A 19,576-nucleotide genomic window follows, 5' to 3' on the forward strand; every position below is an offset into this window, starting at 1 on the left:
GGGGCAGCACGATGATCGAGGCAGTCGGCCTGACCAAGCGCTTCGGCGCCAAGACCGCCGTCGACCAGTTGTCCTTCCAGGTCAAGCCGGGTCACGTCACCGGCTTCCTGGGGCCCAACGGCTCCGGGAAGTCCACCACCATGCGCATGATCCTCGGGCTGGACCGGCCCACGGCGGGTCATGTCACGATCAACGGCCTTCCCTTCCGCGAGCTGCCGAACGCCCAGCGGCACGTCGGCGCCCTGCTCGACGCCAGGGCCGGACACGGCGGCCGCCGGGCCCGCACCCACCTGCTGTCGATCGCCCAGCTCTCCGGGATCCCTACGAGGCGGGTGGACGAGGTCCTGGGCGTCGTCGGGCTCCAGGATGTCGCCCGCCAGCGTACGAAGGGCTTCTCGCTCGGCATGGGCCAGCGGCTCGGCATCGCCGCCGCCCTGCTCGGCGACCCGCAGGTGCTGCTGTTCGACGAGCCGGTCAACGGCCTCGACCCCGAGGGCATCCTCTGGGTCCGCAACCTCATGCGGCAGCTCGCCGCCGAGGGCCGCACCGTCTTCGTCTCTTCGCACCTGATGAGCGAGATGGCGCTGACCGCCGACCACCTCATCGTGATCGGCCGTGGACGGTTGCTGTCCGACATGGGCACCCAGGAATTCATCACCCACAATTCGGCCGGATTCGCGCGGGTGCGCGCGGCCGGCGAGGGCGCCGACGGCCGCGCCGTGCTGGGCACCGCGCTCACCAGGGCGGGCGGCCGGGTCCTCCAGGAACCGGACGGGGCGCTGCGGGTGACCGGGCTGGAGCTCCCGCGCATCAGCGACCTCGCGCACGAGGCCGGCGTGCGGCTGTGGGAGCTGTCCCCGCACCGCGCCTCGCTGGAGGAGGCCTACATGCGGATGACCCAGTCCTCCGTGGAGTACACCTCCAGCGAGGACCCCCGCGCGGAGCTGTGGGAGCCCGAGCCACTGAGCGTCCCGGAGTGGGAGGAGGAGGAGGCCGTCCCCGAGGTCCCCACCGAGACGGCGGCGAGCTTCTTCGCTCCCCCGCCGCCCGGAGCGGGCGGGCGGCCCTTCCTGATGCCCGGCAGTCCCGCCGATCTCGCCTCGTCCGCCCCGTCCTCCGCCTCTGCCCCCGGCTCCCCTTCCTCCCCCTCCGCCCCGCACACCACCGAGGACCCCCGATGACCGCCGCCCCGAAGCCGAGCCCCACGACCGCGACCACCGCGGCCGCCGGCGCGGAGCGGCAGGGCGGCGTCTACAGCTCGCCGCTGCCGACGCCCCGGCCGCACCTGGGGCACGCGCTGGCCTCTGAGTGGACCAAGCTGACCTCCGTGCGCTCCACCCTGTGGACGCTCGGCTCCCTGGTGGTCCTGGTCGTCGGCGTAGGCCTGATCGCCGTGATCCAGACCCGGTCCGCGGACTACCAGTCGGTCCCCTTCACAGGGCCCGCGCTCTTCGGCCTGATGGTCGGGCAGGTGGCCGTGATCGTGCTCGGCGTGCTGACGATCTCCTCGGAGTACGGCACCGGCCTGATCCGCACCACCTTCACCGCCGCCCCCGAGCGGTTGCGCGTGCTCACCGCCAAGTACCTGGTCTTCGGCGCGGTCGCCTTCACCGTGACGCTGGGCTCGGTGGCGGCCGTCGGATTCTCCGCCGCCCTCGTGCACAACGGGCCCGCCGCCGGGGTGCACGGCGGCCGCGAGTGGGCGGGCGCACTGGCCGGCTGCTTCTACGTGACCGTGCTGGGCGTGCTCGCCCTGGCCGTCGGGGCGCTCGTACGGCACTCGGCCGGGGGGATCGCCGTCATGCTCGGCGTGGTCACCATGCCTCCCGTGCTCGGCGCGATACTCACCGCCTGGCCGGCCACCGAGGGCGTGGGGCTGACCGTGGTCCGCTACAACGCCCCCGTGGCGCTGATCCAGCTCTTCGGAGTGGGGGGCGGTGACATGCAGGGCAACCCGATGCCCGGCTCCCTGGCCCAGCTGCTGCTGCTCGTCGCCGTGACGGCATCCGCGGTGACCGCCTCGTACGCCGTGGTCCGCCGCCGCGACGTCTGAGCCGGGCCGCGCGCCTCGCGGGGACCGGTCAGTACCTCGGCGCGTTACGGGACCGCTGCACCTTGGAGGTGCGGCGGTCCTTGGCGTTCCAGCAGGCCTTGTGCCAGTGCCGCCGGTCGTCCACGCCGCCGTACTCGGGCCAGGCCACCAGGTGCGGGGTGCCCGAGGGGATCTCCTGGTCGCAGCCGGGGCAGCGGTACCGCTTGCCCGCCGCGCTCGCACCCGCGACGTGGCGGATCTTCCACTCCTCGCCCAGGTACTCCTCGGTCCGCTCCAGCCCGTATCGCTCGAGGCCGGTGGCAGGTCGTTCGTCCGGAGTCTCGCCGCCTCGGGGGCGGTTGTGGCGCGGTGACACGTATACCTCACGAATGGGCGGGCGGCAGTGACTTTGCCCCAGACTACGCGCAGCGAGCCGGGGTAACCGCAGGGTGGCTGATGAAGGCCGGAGGTCATACGAGAACTGGCCCGACAATCCCAATAACTTTCCTGTCAGGCCGTGCCTTTGGCACGTGTCAGACGTTGTTGCCAGCAGATGTCGATGCCGCCGACAGTCGGTCCACCTGGGGGAGGCCGCGTCAGCCACGAGGAGGAGGCTAAGGGCGATGCGCGTAGGAGCTTTTGTACTGGCTGCCCAGTTCCCGGGTCAGGGGCCGGGGGAAGCACTGCACCGGGCGGTACGGACGGCCGAGGTGGCCGAGGAGGCGGGGCTGGACTCCGTCTGGCTGGCCGAGCACCACTTCGTGCCGTACGGGGTCTGCCCGTCGGCGGTGACCCTCGCCGCCCTCCTGCTGGGGCGGACCCGGCGGCTGCGCGTGGGGACGGCGGTGAGCGTGCTGCCGAACACGCACCCGGTGACCCTCGGGGAACAGGCGGCCCTGCTGCATGTGGCCTCCGGCGGCCGTTTCACCCTCGGCGTCGGCCGGGGCGGGCCCTGGGTCGACCTGGAGGTGTTCGGGGGCGGCCTGGAGGCGTACGAGAAGGGCTTCCCGGAGGACCTCGACCTGCTGCGGCGCTGGCTGACCGAGCCGCGGGTGGGGGCGGACGGCGAGCGGTACGGCTTCCGCGAGGTCGCCGTCGTACCCCGCCCGGCGGAGGCGCTGGACGGGAACGGAACAGGGCCGGAAGTGATCGTCGCCTGCACCTCCCCCGAGTCGGTACGACTGGCCGCGCGGCGGGGGCTGGCGATGCTGCTCGGCATGCACTGCGGGGACGAGGACAAGGCGGCGATGGTCGCCCTGTGGCGCGAGACGGCGCTGGCGGCGGGCCACTCGTCGGACGCCGTACGCGCCGCGGGCCATGTGTCGGCCGGGGTCTGCCAGCTGGCGGACCGGACGGCGGACGCGCGCGAGACGCTGGTGAAGGCGATGCCCGGCTGGTTCCGACTGGGCCTGGGCGCCCACGTCACGGTGGACGGCCGGGCACGCGCGATGCGGGACCCGGCCGCGTACACCGAGCTGCTGTGCGACCTGCACCCGGTCGGCACCCCGGAACGGGCGGCGGACCGGCTGGCGGCGACCTCGGAGCGTACGGGCATCACCCGCTTCGCCCTGCTGACGGAAGGCTCCGGAGACCTCGCCGCGACGGAGGAGAACGTACGACGCCTCGGGGCCGAGGTGCTACCGCTCCTGGGATGACCGTGGCTGCCGCTCCGGTGTCCGTCGTACACCTCACGCGACACGGAGCGGCAGCGAACTACCGGTCGTACGTACTGGGCACTAGCAGTCGCGCAGGAGCGGCGACTGGTTGAGCAGCTGACCACGGATCGAGGTGAACTTCGCGAGCCGGTCGTCCACCGAGGAATCCAGCGGGAACACGGCTACGCGGTGGCAGTTCTGGAATGCGAGGCGCACCCCGAAGTGCCGCTGCAGCGCACCACGTATCGCGTCACTCGCGAGCGCGCGCAGCAGCTGCCCGCGCGCCTGCTCGTCCGGCGGCGGCGTCTGGTTGTCGGCGAACTCTCCGCCCTCAACCTCCAGCTGGGCCGTCAACGAGCTGATCATCTCCCATGCGTAAGGCAGGGAGGTCCGGACGCAGTCGACGAAAGCGGCTTCGTCGACCTCGCCTCGCTCGGCCTGTTCGAGTAGGGCCGGTGAGACGTCGAGCGACATGGGTTCTCCTCTCGTGACCCCGGCCGTCTGGGTTGCCGGAGTCTTACGGGCAGGGAAGGAGGCCGCGACGCAGTGTGCGCGTTCGACAACCGCCCGCTCACCACGGTAGGCGCCCGCCGGGTACCGCACCAGGAGAATGCGCATACAACGCGCCATCGACGAACGGGGCCTTTCAGGGGCGAATCGCGTGGAGGCCCGTCGGTCGAGTAGCGTTGCCGACCATGCGTCTCGTCATTGCCCGCTGCTCCGTCGACTACGCGGGCCGGCTCACCGCCCATCTGCCCTCGGCACCCCGTCTGATCCTCGTGAAGGCGGACGGCAGTGTCTCGATCCACGCGGACGACCGAGCGTACAAACCGCTCAACTGGATGTCCCCTCCGTGCACCCTCAAGGAGGGGAGCGGTGACGACACGGGCGTCTGGACCGTCGTCAACAAGGCGGGCGAGAAGCTCATCATCACCATGGAGGAAGTCCTCCACGACTCCTCCCACGAGCTGGGCACCGACCCCGGGCTCATCAAGGACGGCGTGGAAGCCCACCTCCAGGAGCTGCTGGCCGACCGGATCGACACCCTCGGCGAGGGCTACACCCTGATCCGGCGCGAGTACATGACGGCCATCGGCCCGGTGGACATCCTGTGCCGGGACGCGTCGGGCGCGACGGTGGCGGTGGAGATCAAGCGCCGCGGCGAGATCGACGGCGTCGAGCAGCTCACCCGCTACCTGGAACTCCTGAACCGCGACCCGCACCTGGCTCCGGTCCGGGGAGTCTTCGCGGCCCAGGAGATCAAGCCGCAGGCCCGCGTCCTGGCGAACGACCGCGGCATGGACTGCGTGATCCTGGACTACAACGCCATGCGCGGCATCGAGGACGACAAGCTCCGCCTGTTCTGACCCACCACACCCGCCACACCCACCACACCTACCACCCACCCCGTCCGACCCTTGCCAGCGCCTATCGATTATCGATAGATTTCCATCGTGGCTCGATCGAGGGAGAGACGATGGGAAAACTGACCGTGCTCGCGCTGCGCACCGTACTCGTGGTGCTGCTCGCCGGCTCAGTAGGCGTACAGGCGGTCATGGTGCCGCTGCTGGCCATTGACCTGAAGGAACTCAACGAGGACTTCGCGTACCTGCGCACCCCGTTCCTCGTGATCACGGTCCTCGGCATCGTGACCGTCCAGGTCGTCCTGGTCTGCGTGTGGCGACTGGTGACGATGGTGCGCCGCGGAACCGTGTTCTCCCACGCGGCCTTCCGGTACGTGCACATCGTGATCGGCGCGCTCGTGGCGGCCGCCCTCCTGGTGTTCGCGCTCGCCGTCGTCCTGGCACCGGGCGAGGCCGTCGCCCCGGGGATCGTCCTCCTGCTGTGCGGGGCCGTCCTGGCCGTCCTGGGGGTCGCGCTCATCGTGCTCGTGCTGCGGATGCTGCTCGCCCAGGCCGTCGCGCGCGACGTGGAGGCGGCGCAGATGAAGGCCGAGCTGGACGAGGTGATCTGATGCCGATCGTCGTCGACATCGACGTGATGCTGGCCAGGCGGAAGATGTCCGTGGGGGACCTCGCGGACCGCGTCGGGATCACCCCCGCCAACCTGGCGGTGCTCAAGAACGGCCGCGCCAAGGCGGTGCGCTTCGCGACGCTCGCCGCGCTCTGCGAGGCCCTCGACTGCCAACCGGGAGACCTGCTGCGCTGGGAATCCGAGGATTCCGGCGCGACGGGCTAGAGCGGCGGCGGCGGCGACTGGTCCGGGGCCGTTGCCGTGGCCGACTGCGTCGACGGCGCGGACTCCGAGGCGCTCGCGCTCGGCGCCGGCGGGTCCGGGGGTTCCGGGGTGGGGGTCGTCGGGCTCGGCGGCGCCGGCTTGGTCGCGGGCGGGGCCGCGGGCGACTGCGTGCGGCGCGGCGGGGTGGTGCGGGCCGTCGGGGCGGTGTTGCCCGGGGCCCGGCTCAGGCCGGGTTGCGGGTCGGCGGACCCCGCGGGCGGGGCCGACGTGCCCGGCTCCGGTGCAGGATCGTTCCCGCTCGTTCCCGGCGCCGGCACCACCGGCGCCTCGGGAGCCACCGGCGACACCACTGACGCGGGAGTGGACGACACCCCGGGCCGCTGCGGCGGCTGCGCGTCCCCAGAGGTCAGGGCCAGGGCCACCACCGTGCCGAGCGCCACCACCGTCAGGGCGCCGGCCGCCGCCAGCACCACGGTCCTGCGCCGCGGTTCGGATGCCGGCCCGGGGACCGGTCCCGGAACCGGAACCGGCTCGAACTTCGGCATCGCCACCGGCGGGAACGCCTCGTCGAACACCCCTGCCAGTGTCGTCGTCGGTGTGGTCGGTGTCGTCGTCAGCGGCGACTCCATCCGCCGGACCACCGGGGTCACCTGCGTGACGGCCTCCCGCGCGGCGGGCTCCACCACCGCGACCGGCGGAGCCACAGGCGGAGCCACCACAACCGGCGGAGCCACAGGACCCACAGGAGCCACCGGCGGTGCCAGGCGCAGCGGCGGCGTCGCCTCCACCCCCATCGCCTCGCGGTCGGTGACCAGCGCGAGCGCCCGCCGCCCGGCCACCGTCCCCCGCCTGTCCGCGAGCGCGCCGCGCAGGCCGATGGACGCCTCGAGTTCGGCCCGCGCCCGGTCCAGCCGCCCCTCGCAGAGGGCGAGCACGCCCAGCTCGTGGTGGAAGTACGCCTGCTCCGCGACCTCCCCGGCCTTCCGCGCTGCCTCCGCGCCCGCGCGCAGCACCCGCTCCCACGCCTCCCAGTGCATGGAGGCCGCGAAGGCCGGAGCCGCCGTGCGGGCCAGGAGTACGGCGGCCACCACATCGGCCCCCGCCAGCGCCGCCAGCACGGCGTCCGCCTGCTCCGCGACCCGCGCCGGGGTCACCGAGGCGTGTCCGGTCCACCAGGCGTAGTGCCGGGCGGCGGTACGGGCCTCCTCGGCCGCGCTCTCCACGAACCCGGCTTCCTCCAGCTGGCGCGCGACCCCCTCGGCGAGCCGGTAGCGAGAGCCGACCGGTGTGATCAGCCCGCAGGCCAGCAGCTCCCCGACGGCGGCGTCGGCGTGCGTGTCGCCCACCATGGCGGGCAGGTGCGCGTGGTGCGGGAGTTCGCCGCCCAGCGCGCAGGCGATCCGCAGGGCGGCCCGCGACGACTCGCTCACCCGCTCGGCCAGCAGTTCGGCGGGCGCCGCGGCCTCGGCCAGCGTCGGCAGCGGCACGGGGCCGGCGTCGCGCGGCCGCTCCTCGAAGACTCCCGGTTCCTCGTCGTCGTCCTCGGCGGAGCTGCGGTTCAGCTCGTCGCGCTGGCGCAGCAGCCCGGCCGCCTGGACGAAGCGCAGGGGCAGCCCCTCGGAAGCGAAGCGGAGGTCCTCCGCCCAGGCGGTCTCCTCCTCCGTCAGCGCGCGTCCCGTGCCCGCCTCCAGGAGCCGTACGCAGTCGGCCCGTCCGAGCCCGCCGAGGAAGACCTCTTCCAGGTGCGCGTCGTCGGAGGGGGCCTTGGTCTCGGGGGTCGCGGCGAGCAGGTAGGCGCACTCGGGGGTGGCGCGCAGCAGTTCGTCGAGTGCGGTGCCGCCCAGTTCGAGGTCGTCGAGCAGGACGATCGCGCCGATCCGGGCGATCCGGGCGAGGAGTTCCGTACGGTCGGGCCGCTCGCCCCGGGCGTCGTACACGGTCGCGTACAGGGCGTACAGCAGCTCGGCGGGCTGCTTCCGGCCGTAGCCGCTGAGCCGGACGACGCCGTCGGGCGCGAGCTCCGCGCAGGCCGCGGCGACCGAGTCGAGGAGCGCCGAACGGCCGGATCCGGCGGGTCCGGTCAGCCGTACGGAGCGTCCGCGCGCCAGCAGCCGGACGAGCCGCTCCCGCTCCTCGGCCCGCTCCAGCAGCGGCCGGTCGGGGGCGGGCGGGCCCGGCAGTACGGGCGGCCGTGCGGCGGCGTCGTGGTCGGCGCGGTCGAGCGCGTCGCGCTTGGCGGGGAGGGCCGGGGTGGTGCCGGGCCGAAGGGGCTCGATCTCGCTGCCGTCGACGGGGTTGACGGTGAGGCTGAAGGCGCCGGCGGTCAGCGTGACGATCCGCGCGGGCGGCTGCGCGGGCACCTCGGAGGACTGGCTCGCCGACGGGTTCACCGACTGCTTCACGGACGGGTTCGCGGGCCGGCCGGCGGCCGGTCCCTGCTGCCGGTCCCGCTGCTCGGGCTGCCCCTGTGTACGGTCCATGACCAAGTCCCCCGATCGCGTCGCGCGCGCCGTCGCCGTCATTACGTCCGGCCTTCGCACACCACACGCCGCTGTCGCTACTGGTCCGGTTTCCGCCCGAACCCTAGACGGTGGCCGGTCCTGCGGGAACCGCCGGGGTGCCTTCACCACCGGACCGTTACGTTTCCTCCTGATACGGGCACACGCCCTACTCCTGGCGGCCCGTCGCGGCGACGGTGACGCCGAGGCCGATCATCGTGAGCCCGCCGGCCCCGCCCACCATGGCGAGGCGGCGCGGCGAGCCCGTGAACCAGCCGCGCGTGGTGGCCGCGACGAGCCCCCACACGCTGTCGAGGGCCAGCGCCATGACGTTGAAGACCAGGCCGAGCACGAGCATCTGGAGCACGACGTGCCCCTGGCCCCGGTCGACGAACTGAGGCAGTACGGCGGCGAAGAACACCATGGTCTTGGGGTTGGCCACGCCGACCACGAATCCCTCCCCCAGGGTGCGCAGGCCGCCCCGCGCCGCCGGCGCGTCACCCGTGACCGCGGCGTACAGCGATCCGCGCTGCCGTACCGCCTTGACGCCCAGGTACACGAGGTACGCGGCGCCCACCAGCTTCAGCGCGGTGAAGACGAGTACGGAGCGCTCGACGACGGCCCCGACCCCGAGCGCCACGGCCACGACGAGTACATAGGCTCCGAGCGTGTTCCCGACCACCGTGGTCAGCGCGGCGCGGCGGCCGTGTGCCAGCGCCCGTCCGATCACGAACAGCACGCTGGGGCCGGGGATCACGATCAGCAGGAACGACATGGCCGCGAAGGCCAGGAGTCTGTCGGTGGTCACCATGCGGCCATGTAAGCGCCAAACCGATCGGCGCCGCAGCCCATTTTTCCGCGGTTCGGGCGCGAGGGCCGCGCGGGCGTCACACCCGGGCCGACCGGGTCACACCCGCGGCAGGGACTCCGCTTCGAGCCCGCCCTCGATCGCGAGGATGCGGTGCAGCCGGGTCGCCACGAGGAGGCGCTGCATCTGGGCGGGCACGCCGCGCAGGACCAGGCGCCGCCCGGTCCTGCCGGCCCGCCGATGGGCGCCCATGATCACGCCGAGGCCGGTCGCGTCCCAGGAGTCGAGTCCGGTCAGGTCGAGCACGAGGTCGCCGTGGCCGTCGTCGAGGGCGGTGTGGAGGGCCGTACGGGCGTCCGCCGCGCTGCGCACGTCGAGGCGGCCCCCGACGGCCAGTTCGGCGTGGTCGCCCCTGATGTGCATGTGTACTCCCCGGCTGTACTGCGTGCGTGTGGTCCGACGGGTTGCGGTCCATGGTCGGCAACTCTCACTGCAACTGACTGATCCGCGGGCAGTGAAGTTGCCGACCGTGAGCGAACCGATACCTAATTCACCCCGGGGGGTGATGGCATTCGAACGGGCATGCTCTGTGAGTACAGCCCTCGATGCGTACTCAGTGCTTGTAGAAGCCCTGTCCGCTCTTGCGGCCGATGTCGCCCGCGTCCACCATCCGGCGCATCAGCTCCGGCGGCGCGAACTTCTCGTCCTGGGACTCGGTGTAGATGTTGCTGGTGGCGTGCAGGAGGATGTCGACGCCCGTGAGGTCGGCGGTGGCCAGCGGCCCCATGGCGTGTCCGAAGCCCAGCTTGCACGCGATGTCGATGTCCTCGGCGGAAGCCACGCCCGATTCGTAGAGCTTTGCGGCCTCGACGACGAGCGCGGAGATCAGACGGGTCGTCACGAAGCCGGCGACGTCGCGGTTGACCACGATGCAGGTCTTGCCGACGGACTCGGCGAAGGCCCGGGTGGTGGCGAGGGTTTCGTCGCTCGTCTTGTAGCCGCGCACGAGCTCGCAGAGCTGCATCATCGGGACGGGCGAGAAGAAGTGCGCGCCGACGACCCGCTCCGGACGCTCCGTCACGGCCGCGATCTTGGTGATCGGGATGGCGGAGGTGTTGGAGGCGAGGATCGCGTCGTCGCGGACGAGCTTGTCGAGGGCACGGAAGATCTCGTGCTTGACCTCGAGCTTCTCGAAGACGGCCTCGACGACGATGTCGGCGTCGGCCACCGCGTCCAGGTCGGTGGTCGTGGTGATGCGGGCGAGCGCCGCCTCGGCGTCCTCCGCCGTCATCTTGCCCTTGGAGACGAACTTGTCGTACGAGGCCTTGATCCCGTCCGTGCCACGGGTCAGCGCGGCGTCGGTGACGTCGCGCAGTACGACGTCCCAACCCGCCTGAGCGGAGACCTGAGCGATCCCGGAACCCATCAGTCCGGCACCGATGACGGCGAGCTTCCCAGCCACTGCACACCCCTCGTTCTCAACACGGTCCAGTCTCGTGTCCTCTCCGGCGGAGACTAGCGCCCGGGCGGTGCGGTGTGACCGTGAAGTAACACGCGTCACGTCTCAGATGACGGACATCACACCGGTACGGCCCAGCACCCCTGCGCCGCCCCCCAGTTACGCGGAGAAGCCGCTGGACACTCGGTCTACGCTGGCCGCATGGTGAACCTCACGCGCATCTACACCCGTACCGGCGACAAGGGCACGACCGCCCTCGGCGACATGAGCCGTACGCAGAAGACCGACCTGCGGATCTCCGCGTACGCCGACGCGAACGAGGCCAACGCGGCCATCGGGACGGCCATCGCGCTGGGCTCGCTCGCGCCGGAGGTGGTGAAGGTCCTGGTCCGGGTGCAGAACGACCTGTTCGACGTGGGCGCCGACCTGTGCACGCCGGTCGTCGAGAGCCCGCAGTACCCGCCCCTGCGGGTGGAGCAGTTCTACATCGACAAGCTGGAGGCGGACTGCGACGCCTTCAACGAGGAGCTGGAGAAGCTGCGCAGCTTCATCCTCCCCGGCGGCACCCCCGGCGCGGCCCTGCTGCACCAGGCCTGCACCGTGGTCCGCCGCGCCGAGCGCTCCACCTGGGCCGCGCTGGAGGTCCACGGCGACGTGATGAACCCGCTGACGGCGACCTACCTCAACCGCCTCTCCGACCTCCTGTTCATCCTGGCCCGCACGGCCAACAAGGAGCTCGGCGACGTGCTGTGGGTGCCGGGCGGCGAGCGCTAGACCCTGTCCGGGGCGGCGGCGACCGCCGGGGCCTTCTTCGGCCAGATCGTGTACCCGACGGCGATCAGGCCGTGGATGCCGGCCACCCGCAGGGCGGCGGACTGCCACGCCTCGAGGGAGCTGATGTCGCCCGCCGTGCCGACGTACCAGATCGCGATCTGGAGCAGGCCCATGGCGACGCCCGCGGCGATCACCGTACGGATCCACAGCTTCCACTCGTGGACGGCTCGCGCCTTCCCGTAGCCGGCGCCGGGCGGCTTGGGCCCTCCGGCCAGGCGGTGTGCGGCGTGTCCGTCGAGCCATGTGACCGTGTAATGGCCGTAGGCGACGGTGTACCCGATGTACAGGGCGGCCAGGCCGTGCTTCCAGTCCGGCGCGGCGCCGTTCTTCAGGTCGAGGGTGGTCACGACCAGCAGGACGAGCTCCAGCAGCGGCTCGCACAGCAGGACCGCCGCCCCGAGCCTGGGCATCTTCGCCAGGTACCGCAGGGCGAGGCCGGCGGCCAGCAGCACCCAGAAGCCGACTTCACAGGCGATGATCAGCGCGACGATCACGGGACTCTCCGTTCGGCTCGGTGGTTCGGGCTGTCTTCAGCTTGCCGCCCGGTCCGGCCCGGTTCGTCGTCTGCGATGACGAAAGGCCGCTGCATCCTTCGATGTAGTCGTCGCTCCGTCCCGCTGCCGAGGCCCGCGGCCGTCCCACCGTGTTGGATGGATCCGTGACCAAGAAGAGCCTGCGCCCCCACCGCGACGACGTCCTGCTCGCCGTGGTCAGCGTCCTCGCGGGCCTGGCGCTGTGGTCGCTCGGGGTCCACAGCACCGAACACCGGAACTTCTTCCCCGACTGGGCGGCACTGGTCCCCCTCGTGGTCCTCGGCGCGATGGAGCTGCTGCGCCGCTGCGCACCGAACGTGACCCTGGGTGTCGGCACCGCCGGCCTGATCGCCGACCAGTTCACGGTGGGCAACATCGCCACCGTCCTGATCTTCACCGACCTGATGTACGCGGCCGTCGTCTACGGCAAACCCGCCATGGCCCGGCGGCTCCCGGTCACCACCGGCCTGATCACCGTGGCCGTCACCATCGCCTCGGTGGCCTGGCTGCGCACCCCCCAGGCCCTGCTGATCGGCGTGATCACCGGCATCGTCTCCTTCGGCCCGGCCCTGACCGGCGCCACGCTGCGCAATCACCGCGAGGCCGCCGAGGCGGCCCGGCTGCGCGCCGAGCAGACGGCGCTGCTGGCCGAGATGGACCGCAGCCAGGCGGTCATCGCCGAGCGCGCCCGCATGGCCCGCGAGCTGCACGACATGGTGGCCAACCACCTGTCGGCCATCGCCATCCACTCCACCGCCGCGCTCTCCATCGACACGGCCGGAACCAGCCGCGACGCGCTCGGGGTGATCCGCGAGAACAGCGTCCAGGGCCTGGCCGAAATGCGCCGGCTGATCGGACTGCTGCGCGACGCCGGGGCCGGGCAGGAGGCGGTGGCCGTGCCCTCGCTGGACGCCGTCGACACGCTGCTCGACCAGGCCCGTACCAACGGCTCCTCCAGCGGGCTGGACTTCGTACTGCACGACGGCCGGCCGCCCGGGGAACCGGTGCCGGCCCCGGTGGAGCTCGCGGCGTACCGGATCCTCCAGGAGTCGCTGACCAACGCCCTCAAGCACGCCGCCCCCGGCACGGTCTCGGTCCGCGTGGACCGGGCGGACGGGCTGCTGACCGTGGCGGTGGACTCCCCGTACGGGGACCGGCGGGGCCCGCGCGCGCCGGGCTCCGGGGCGGGGCTGATCGGGATGCGCGAGCGCGCGGAGCTGCTCGGCGGGCGGTTCACGGCGGGCCGCGTCGGCGCGGTCTGGCAGGTGCGGGCGACCCTGCCCGCCGAAGAGGGGGCGGTGAGCGCATGACGATTCGCGTGGTGGTGGCCGAGGACCAGAGCGCCGTACGGGCCGGGCTGGTGCTGATCCTGCGCAGCGCGGGAGACGTGGAGGTGGTGGGCGAGGCGGCCGACGGGGAGGAGGCGGTGCGCCTGGCCCGCGAGCTGCGGCCGGATCTGGTGCTCATGGACGTGCAGATGCCGCGGCTGGACGGGGTTTCGGCCACCCGCCAGGTGGTCGGGGAGGGGCTGGCCGACGTCCTGGTCCTGACCACCTTCGATCTCGACGAGTACGTCTTCGGGGCGCTGCGGGCGGGGGCCGCCGGCTTCCTGCTGAAGGACGCGGATGCGGCGGAGCTCATCGGGGCGGTGCGTACGGTCGCGCGCGGCGAGGGTCTGATCGCGCCGGCGGTGACCCGCCGCCTGATCGCCGAGTTCGCGGCTCCCCGCGTGGTACGGACCGCCGTGCGCCCGGAGACCGCCGCGGCGGTGGAGTCGCTGACGCGGCGCGAGCGGGAGGTGTTGGGGGCGCTGGGCGAGGGCTTGTCGAACGCCGAGATCGCCGTACGGCTGGGGATGGCGGAGGCGACGGTGAAGACGCACGTCAGCAGGCTGCTGGGGAAGCTGGAGCTGCGCAGCCGGGTCCAAGCGGCGGTGTTGGCACAGGAGTTGGGGATCTAGACGGGCACTGGAGAGGAGGTCTGGACCTCTTGACGGTTGGTCCAGACCTTTCTAATCTCACGGCAACACTGTGGTGAGCGTGCCATGACAAGCGGGCTCACGGGCGGCGCAGGTCCCACCCCCATGTAGCAGTCGGCCCCGCGACTGCCACGGACCTACGGAGGAAGACCCTTGAGCACAGCACCCCCACGCCGACGCACACGTCTGTTCAGAAGGCTGGCCGCCACGGTGGCCGCCCTCGCCCTGCCCGTCGCCGGCCTCGTCGCCCTGGCCGGGCCCGCGCAGGCCGCCGCCTCGGCGACCGCGACGTACACCAAGGTGTCCGACTGGGGCTCCGGCTTCGAGGGCAAGTGGACGGTCAAGAACACCGGCACGACCACCCTCAGCAGCTGGACCGTGGAGTGGGACTACCCGGCCGGCACCCAGGTCACCTCGGCCTGGGACGCCACCGTCACCAGCTCGGGCACCCGCTGGACGGCCAAGAACGTCGGCTGGAACGGCACCCTCTCCCCCGGCGCGAGCATCAGCTTCGGCTTCAACGGGTCCGGCTCCGGCGCCCCCAGCGGCTGCAAGGTCAACGGTGCCTCCTGCGACGGCTCCACCCAGCCCGGCGACAACCCGCCCTCGGCCCCCGGCTCCCCCACCGCCACCAACGTCACCGAGACCGGCCTGACCCTCTCCTGGGCGGCCGCCACCGACGACAAGGGCGTCAAGAACTACGACGTCCACCGCAACGGCACGAAGATCGCCACGGTCACCGGCACCACCCACGCGGACACAGGCCTGACCAAGGGCACGACGTACGGCTACACCGTCACCGCCCGCGACACGGCCGACCAGACCGGCCCCTCCTCCGGCACCCTCTCGGTGACCACCCCGGGCGGCACCACCGAGCCCCCGCCCGCCGGCGGTCCGGTCAAGCTCGGCTACTTCACCAACTGGGGCGTCTACGGACGCAACTACCACGTGAAGAACCTGACCACCTCCGGCTCGGCCGCCAAGATCACCCACATCAACTACGCCTTCGGCAACGTCCAGGGCGGCAAGTGCACCATCGGTGACTCCTACGCCGACTACGACAAGGCGTACACCGCCGACCAGAGCGTCGACGGCGTCGCCGACACCTGGGACCAGCCCCTGCGCGGCAACTTCAACCAACTGCGCAAGCTGAAGAAGCAGTACCCGAACATCAAGGTGCTGTGGTCCTTCGGCGGCTGGACCTGGTCCGGCGGCTTCGGCCAGGCCGTCTCGAACCCGGCCGCCTTCGCGCAGTCCTGCTACGACCTGGTCGAGGACCCGCGCTGGGCCGACGTCTTCGACGGCATCGACCTCGACTGGGAGTACCCGAACGCCTGCGGTCTGTCCTGCGACACCAGCGGCGCGGCGTCCTTCAAGAACATGATGCAGGCCATGCGCGCCAAGTTCGGTACGGGCAACCTGGTCACCGCCGCCATCTCCGCCGACGGCTCCAACGGCGGCAAGCTGGACGTGGCCGACTACGCGGGCGCCGCCCCGTACACCGACTTCTACAACGTCATGACGTACGACTTCTTCGGCGCCTGGGCGGCCAAGGGCCCGACCGCCCCGCACTCCCCGCTCACCGCCTACGCGGGCATCCCCCAGGACGGCTTCAACTCCGAGGCCGCCATCACCAAGCTCAAGGGCAAGGGCATCCCCGGCTCCAAGCTCAACCTGGGCATCGGCTTCTACGGCCGCGGCTGGACCGGAGTCACCCAGGACGCCCCGGGCGGCACGGCCACCGGCCCCGCGCAGGGCACGTACGAGCAGGGCATCGAGGACTACAAGGTGCTCAAGGCGAGCTGCCCGGCCACCGGCACGATCGCCGGCACGGCCTACGCCAAGTGCGGCACGAACTGGTGGAGCTACGACACCCCCGCCACGATCGCCGGGAAGATGACCTGGGCCAAGCAGCAGGGCCTCAAGGGCGCCTTCTTCTGGGAGTTCAGCGGCGACACCACGAACGGTGAGCTCGCGAACGCGATCCACACCGGCCTGCGGTAGCCAAGACCGAAGCCGGGGAGACGGGTCCGCCCCCGTCTCCCCGGCTTCTTCACGTCCGCGATCTTCAGGCGGCGTCGCTCACGCCACGTTCACCCTCTGGCCGGGCGGCGCCGCCTCCAGCCACGCCAGGAAGCCGGTCAGCGCGTCCTCGCTCATCGCGAGCTCCAGGCGGGTCCCCCGGTGGGAACAGCCGAGCACGATGGCGTCGGAGAGCAGGGCCAGCTCCTCCTCGCCCTCGGGGGCACGGCGGGCGAGCACCTCGATGGAGGACCGCTCCAGCAGCCGGCGCGGCCGCGGGGAGTAGGAGAACACCCGGAACCACTCGATCCGGTCACCGCCGTAGCGGGCGACCCCGTACACCCAGCCCTTGCCGGAGATGTCCGGCTCCTGCGAGATGTCCCAGCGCACGCTGCAGTCGAAGGTACCGCCGGACCGCTGGATGAGTCTGCGGCGCAGTCCGAAGACAAAGAGTCCGATCACCACCAGGGCTACGACCAGGCCGCTCACAAGCAGAGCGAGGAGCATCTTCACCGACCTCCTCGCTCATCGAAATACCGCACAGGAAAAACTGACCTGCATCGCCTCAGCCGCGACCCGGTCTGGAAAATTCCAGACCGGACCGCGGCTGAGGTTTCACACTCGTTTGGTACGGGGGCTCAGCGCCCCGTCGTCACCGCGCGCAGCCGGACATCGGCGCGAAGCTCGGCGGCCCGGTCGGCCTCCGTCTTCGCGCGCTCCAGTGCCCGCTCCGCCCGCTGGACGTCAATCTCGTCCGCGAGCTCGGCGATCTCGGCCAGCAAGGACAGCTTGTTGTCCGCGAACGAGATGAATCCGCCGTGCACCGCGGCGACGACAGTGTCGCCCCCGCTGGTGCGGATGGTCACCGGGCCCGATTCCAGCACACCGAGAAGCGGCTGGTGACCGGGCATGACGCCGATGTCGCCGGACGTGGTGCGGGCGACAACAAGGGTGGCCTCGCCGGACCAGACATTGCGGTCCGCCGCGACCAGCTCGACGTGCAGCTCAGCAGCCAAGGTGGCTCCTCGGGTCACCACCCGGCGGGTCAGCCGGGTGTTGGGTCAAATTCTAATGGGCGTGTGGAGAGGGACGGGACATACCCGCCCCTCTCCAGAGGGTCCCTCCCAGCGTTGGCCGGGGAAGAATCCTTCGAACCGGATGCGCCCCTCGCGGAGCGCGCCGGATCAGGAGACGCCCAGCTCCTTGGCGTTGGCCTTCAGGTCCTCGATGCCACCGCACAGGAAGAACGCCTGCTCGGGGAAGTGGTCGTAGTCACCGTCGCAGATCGCGTTGAACGCGGTGATCGACTCCTCCAGCGGAACGTCCGAACCGTCCACGCCGGTGAACTGCTTCGCCACGTGGGTGTTCTGCGACAGGAAGCGCTCGACGCGACGGGCACGGTGGACAACGAGCTTGTCCTCCTCGCCCAGCTCGTCGATACCGAGGATCGCGATGATGTCCTGGAGGTCCTTGTACTTCTGCAGGATCCCCTTGACGCGCATCGCCGTGGCGTAGTGGTCCGCCGCGATGTACCGCGGGTCGAGGATGCGGGACGTCGAGTCCAGCGGGTCCACGGCCGGGTAGATGCCCTTCTCGGAGATCGGACGGGAGAGAACCGTCGTCGCGTCGAGGTGGGCGAAGGTGGTCGCCGGCGCCGGGTCGGTCAGGTCGTCCGCGGGGACGTAGATCGCCTGCATCGAGGTGATCGAGTGACCACGGGTCGAGGTGATGCGCTCCTGGAGGAGACCCATCTCGTCGGCCAGGTTCGGCTGGTAACCCACCGCGGAGGGCATGCGGCCGAGCAGGGTCGACACCTCGGAACCCGCCTGGGTGTACCGGAAGATGTTGTCGATGAAGAACAGCACGTCCTGCTTCTGCACATCGCGGAAGTACTCCGCCATGGTCAGACCGGCCAGGGCGACGCGCAGACGGGTGCCCGGGGGCTCGTCCATCTGGCCGAAGACGAGCGCCGTCTTGTCGATGACGCCCGAGTCGGCCATTTCCTCGATGAGGTCGTTGCCCTCACGAGTACGCTCACCGACACCCGCGAAGACCGACACACCGTCGTGGTTGTTGGCGACGCGGTAGATCATTTCCTGGATCAGAACGGTCTTGCCGACACCGGCACCACCGAACAGACCGATCTTTCCACCCTTGACGTACGGGGTGAGAAGGTCGATGACCTTGACGCCGGTCTCGAACATCTCGGTCTTCGACTCGAGCTCGTCGAAGCGAGGGGCCTTGCGGTGGATGGGCCAGCGCTCGGTGACCTCGGCGTTCGCCTCGGGGTAGTTGAGCACCTCACCCAGGGTGTTGAAGACCTTGCCCTTGGTGAAGTCACCGACGGGGACGGTGATGCCCTCGCCCGTGTCGGTCACCACGGCCCGGCGGACCAGGCCGTCGGTCGGCTGCATCGAGATGGTACGGACGATGCCGTCACCCAGGTGCTGCGCGACCTCGAGGGTCAGGGTCTTGAGCTTGCCGTCCTCGGCCGGGTCAGCGACCTCGACCTTGAGGGCGTTGTAGATCTCGGGCATGGCGTCGACGGGGAACTCCACGTCGACGACCGGGCCGATGACCCGGGCGACGCGGCCCGTGGCGGCGGCCGTCTCAACAGTGGTCGTCATTACTTGTCACTCCCCGCGGTCGCGTCTGCCATGGCGCTGGCGCCACCGACGATCTCGCTGATTTCCTGGGTGATTTCGGCCTGGCGGGCCGCGTTGGCAAGCCGGGAGAGGCTCTTGATGAGGTCTCCGGCGTTGTCGGTGGCCGACTTCATCGCACGGCGGCGGGCGGCGTGCTCGGAAGCGGCCGACTGCAGCAGTGCGTTGTAGATGCGGCTCTCGACGTAGCGCGGCAGCAGGGCGTCGAGGACGTCCTCCGCCGACGGCTCGAAGTCGAACAGCGGAAGGATCTCGCCCTTCGTACCGCTCTCCTCCGCAGCCTGGTCGAGGCTGAGCGGCAGCATCCGGCCGTCCACCGCGTTCTGCGTCATCATCGACACGAATTCCGTGTAGACGATGTGCAGCTCGTCCACGCCGCCCTCGGCCGTCTCCGTCTGGATGGCCTCGATCAGCGGCCCGGCGACGCGCTTGGCGTCGGCGTAGGCCGGGCTGTCGGTGAAGCCGGTCCACGACTCCGCGACCTTGCGCTCGCGGAAGCCGTAGTAGGCCAGACCCTTACGGCCGACGATGTACGTGTCGACCTCCTTGCCCTCAGCGCGCAGCCGCTCGCTGAGCCGCTCCGCCTGCTTGATGGCGTTGGAGGAGTAGCCGCCGGCCAGACCGCGGTCGCTCGTGATGAGCAGGACCGCGGCACGGACCGGCGCCTCGACCTCGGTGGTCAGGGCGTGCTTGGTGTTCGAGCCGGTCGCCACCGCGGTCACCGCACGGGTGAGCTCGGTCGCGTACGGCATCGATGCCGCCACCTTGCGCTGCGCCTTGACGATGCGCGAGGCGGCGATCATCTCCATCGCCTTGGTGATCTTCTTGGTCGCCGTGACGGCACGGATGCGACGCTTGTAGACCCGGAGCTGCGCTCCCATGAGTCAGGTCCCTT

The 19,576-nt window shown here is 71.2% G+C and carries 21 protein-coding genes; 10 read left to right on the forward strand and 11 right to left on the reverse strand.

The features are described 5' to 3' along the window. Nucleotides 1-11: 11 nt before the first annotated feature. Both ACWDYJ_RS08215 and ACWDYJ_RS08220 read left to right on the forward strand, forming a co-directional pair. A complete protein-coding gene (locus tag ACWDYJ_RS08215) occupies nucleotides 12-1,181 on the forward strand; it encodes an ABC transporter ATP-binding protein (RefSeq protein WP_451564677.1) in 1,170 nt (389 codons plus the stop codon). Further along, nucleotides 1,178-2,053 (forward strand): ABC transporter permease, encoded by an 876-nt coding sequence (locus tag ACWDYJ_RS08220; protein WP_451564678.1) that lies wholly within the window; start codon nucleotides 1,178-1,180, stop codon nucleotides 2,051-2,053. Before ACWDYJ_RS08215 ends, ACWDYJ_RS08220 begins: the two co-directional genes overlap by 4 nt. Before the next feature lie 28 nt (nucleotides 2,054-2,081). On the opposite strand, the gene ACWDYJ_RS08225 is transcribed toward ACWDYJ_RS08220, so the two are convergent. Then, complete coding sequence (locus ACWDYJ_RS08225; protein WP_451564679.1) at nucleotides 2,082-2,408, reverse strand: ATP/GTP-binding protein; 327 nt, start codon at nucleotides 2,406-2,408, stop codon at nucleotides 2,082-2,084. Nucleotides 2,409-2,655: 247 nt separating this feature from the next. Between ACWDYJ_RS08225 and ACWDYJ_RS08230 the strand changes: the two genes are divergently transcribed. Further along, nucleotides 2,656-3,687: an LLM class flavin-dependent oxidoreductase gene (locus tag ACWDYJ_RS08230; RefSeq protein ID WP_451564680.1), complete on the forward strand. Its 1,032-nt coding sequence runs from the start codon at nucleotides 2,656-2,658 to the stop codon at nucleotides 3,685-3,687. An 81-nt stretch (nucleotides 3,688-3,768) separates the two neighbouring features. Here the strand turns inward: ACWDYJ_RS08230 and ACWDYJ_RS08235 are convergent, their stop codons facing one another. Beyond that, nucleotides 3,769-4,161 (reverse strand): SCO5389 family protein, encoded by a 393-nt coding sequence (locus ACWDYJ_RS08235; protein ID WP_451564681.1) that lies wholly within the window; start codon nucleotides 4,159-4,161, stop codon nucleotides 3,769-3,771. 221 nt (nucleotides 4,162-4,382) lie between these two features. Between ACWDYJ_RS08235 and nucS the strand changes: the two genes are divergently transcribed. The 3 genes from nucS (at nucleotide 4,383) to ACWDYJ_RS08250 (ending at nucleotide 5,886) form a co-directional block, all read left to right on the forward strand. Continuing rightward, complete coding sequence (nucS, locus tag ACWDYJ_RS08240) at nucleotides 4,383-5,054, forward strand: endonuclease NucS (RefSeq protein ID WP_451564682.1); 672 nt, start codon at nucleotides 4,383-4,385, stop codon at nucleotides 5,052-5,054. 110 nt (nucleotides 5,055-5,164) lie between these two features. Next, on the forward strand, nucleotides 5,165-5,662 hold the full coding sequence (locus ACWDYJ_RS08245; protein ID WP_451564683.1) for a DUF2975 domain-containing protein: 498 nt from the start codon (nucleotides 5,165-5,167) through the stop codon (nucleotides 5,660-5,662). Continuing rightward, the gene (locus tag ACWDYJ_RS08250) at nucleotides 5,662-5,886 is read left to right on the forward strand and encodes a helix-turn-helix domain-containing protein (RefSeq protein WP_451564684.1); all 225 of its coding nucleotides are present in this window, start codon (nucleotides 5,662-5,664) and stop codon (nucleotides 5,884-5,886) included. The genes ACWDYJ_RS08245 and ACWDYJ_RS08250 overlap by 1 nt, the downstream gene beginning before the upstream one ends. Here the strand turns inward: ACWDYJ_RS08250 and ACWDYJ_RS08255 are convergent. From ACWDYJ_RS08255 to ACWDYJ_RS08270, 4 genes are all read right to left on the reverse strand, one after another. Then, the gene (locus ACWDYJ_RS08255; RefSeq protein WP_451564685.1) at nucleotides 5,883-8,366 is read right to left on the reverse strand and encodes an ATP-binding protein; all 2,484 of its coding nucleotides are present in this window, start codon (nucleotides 8,364-8,366) and stop codon (nucleotides 5,883-5,885) included. The genes ACWDYJ_RS08250 and ACWDYJ_RS08255 overlap by 4 nt on opposite strands. Nucleotides 8,367-8,553: 187 nt before the next feature. Next, on the reverse strand, nucleotides 8,554-9,195 hold the full coding sequence (locus ACWDYJ_RS08260; RefSeq protein ID WP_451564686.1) for a LysE family translocator: 642 nt from the start codon (nucleotides 9,193-9,195) through the stop codon (nucleotides 8,554-8,556). A gap of 96 nt (nucleotides 9,196-9,291) precedes the next feature. Further along, on the reverse strand, nucleotides 9,292-9,615 hold the full coding sequence (locus tag ACWDYJ_RS08265) for an STAS domain-containing protein (RefSeq protein WP_073911465.1): 324 nt from the start codon (nucleotides 9,613-9,615) through the stop codon (nucleotides 9,292-9,294). Nucleotides 9,616-9,805: 190 nt separating this feature from the next. Next, complete coding sequence (locus tag ACWDYJ_RS08270) at nucleotides 9,806-10,654, reverse strand: 3-hydroxyacyl-CoA dehydrogenase family protein (RefSeq protein WP_451564687.1); 849 nt, start codon at nucleotides 10,652-10,654, stop codon at nucleotides 9,806-9,808. A 198-nt stretch (nucleotides 10,655-10,852) separates the two neighbouring features. Here ACWDYJ_RS08270 and ACWDYJ_RS08275 point away from each other — a divergent pair, with 198 nt between their 5' ends. Continuing rightward, nucleotides 10,853-11,425, forward strand: a complete 573-nt coding sequence (locus ACWDYJ_RS08275; RefSeq protein ID WP_451564688.1) for a cob(I)yrinic acid a,c-diamide adenosyltransferase — start codon at nucleotides 10,853-10,855, stop codon at nucleotides 11,423-11,425. Here ACWDYJ_RS08275 and ACWDYJ_RS08280 read toward each other — a convergent pair. Beyond that, nucleotides 11,422-11,979 carry a hypothetical protein gene (locus ACWDYJ_RS08280; RefSeq protein WP_451564689.1) on the reverse strand — a complete coding sequence of 186 codons (558 nt, stop codon included), beginning with the start codon at nucleotides 11,977-11,979 and terminating at the stop codon, nucleotides 11,422-11,424. The two genes, ACWDYJ_RS08275 and ACWDYJ_RS08280, sit on opposite strands and share 4 nt — an antisense overlap. Nucleotides 11,980-12,143: 164 nt before the next feature. Here ACWDYJ_RS08280 and ACWDYJ_RS08285 point away from each other — a divergent pair, with 164 nt between their 5' ends. The 3 genes from ACWDYJ_RS08285 (at nucleotide 12,144) to ACWDYJ_RS08295 (ending at nucleotide 16,000) form a co-directional block, all read left to right on the forward strand. After that, entirely contained in the window at nucleotides 12,144-13,328 is a 1,185-nt protein-coding gene (locus ACWDYJ_RS08285; RefSeq protein ID WP_451564690.1) for a sensor histidine kinase, read from the forward strand. After that, on the forward strand, nucleotides 13,325-13,978 hold the full coding sequence (locus ACWDYJ_RS08290; protein WP_451564691.1) for a response regulator: 654 nt from the start codon (nucleotides 13,325-13,327) through the stop codon (nucleotides 13,976-13,978). The genes ACWDYJ_RS08285 and ACWDYJ_RS08290 overlap by 4 nt, the downstream gene beginning before the upstream one ends. A 171-nt stretch (nucleotides 13,979-14,149) precedes the next feature. After that, the gene (locus ACWDYJ_RS08295; RefSeq protein WP_451564692.1) at nucleotides 14,150-16,000 is read left to right on the forward strand and encodes a glycosyl hydrolase family 18 protein; all 1,851 of its coding nucleotides are present in this window, start codon (nucleotides 14,150-14,152) and stop codon (nucleotides 15,998-16,000) included. Between the two features lie 78 nt (nucleotides 16,001-16,078). Here the strand turns inward: ACWDYJ_RS08295 and ACWDYJ_RS08300 are convergent, their stop codons facing one another. From ACWDYJ_RS08300 to ACWDYJ_RS08315, 4 genes are all read right to left on the reverse strand, one after another. Continuing rightward, nucleotides 16,079-16,525, reverse strand: coding sequence for a DUF2550 domain-containing protein (locus tag ACWDYJ_RS08300; protein ID WP_451564693.1), 447 nt, complete (start codon nucleotides 16,523-16,525; stop codon nucleotides 16,079-16,081). A 131-nt stretch (nucleotides 16,526-16,656) separates the two neighbouring features. Further along, entirely contained in the window at nucleotides 16,657-17,034 is a 378-nt protein-coding gene (locus ACWDYJ_RS08305; protein WP_451564694.1) for a F0F1 ATP synthase subunit epsilon, read from the reverse strand. 168 nt (nucleotides 17,035-17,202) lie between these two features. Continuing rightward, nucleotides 17,203-18,645: a F0F1 ATP synthase subunit beta gene (gene atpD, locus ACWDYJ_RS08310; protein ID WP_451564695.1), complete on the reverse strand. Its 1,443-nt coding sequence runs from the start codon at nucleotides 18,643-18,645 to the stop codon at nucleotides 17,203-17,205. Further along, nucleotides 18,645-19,562, reverse strand: coding sequence for a F0F1 ATP synthase subunit gamma (locus ACWDYJ_RS08315; protein ID WP_451564696.1), 918 nt, complete (start codon nucleotides 19,560-19,562; stop codon nucleotides 18,645-18,647). Before ACWDYJ_RS08315 ends, atpD begins: the two co-directional genes overlap by 1 nt. Nucleotides 19,563-19,576: the final 14 nt, after the last annotated feature.

It is taken from the genome of Streptomyces sp. NPDC003042 (assembly GCF_053591315.1).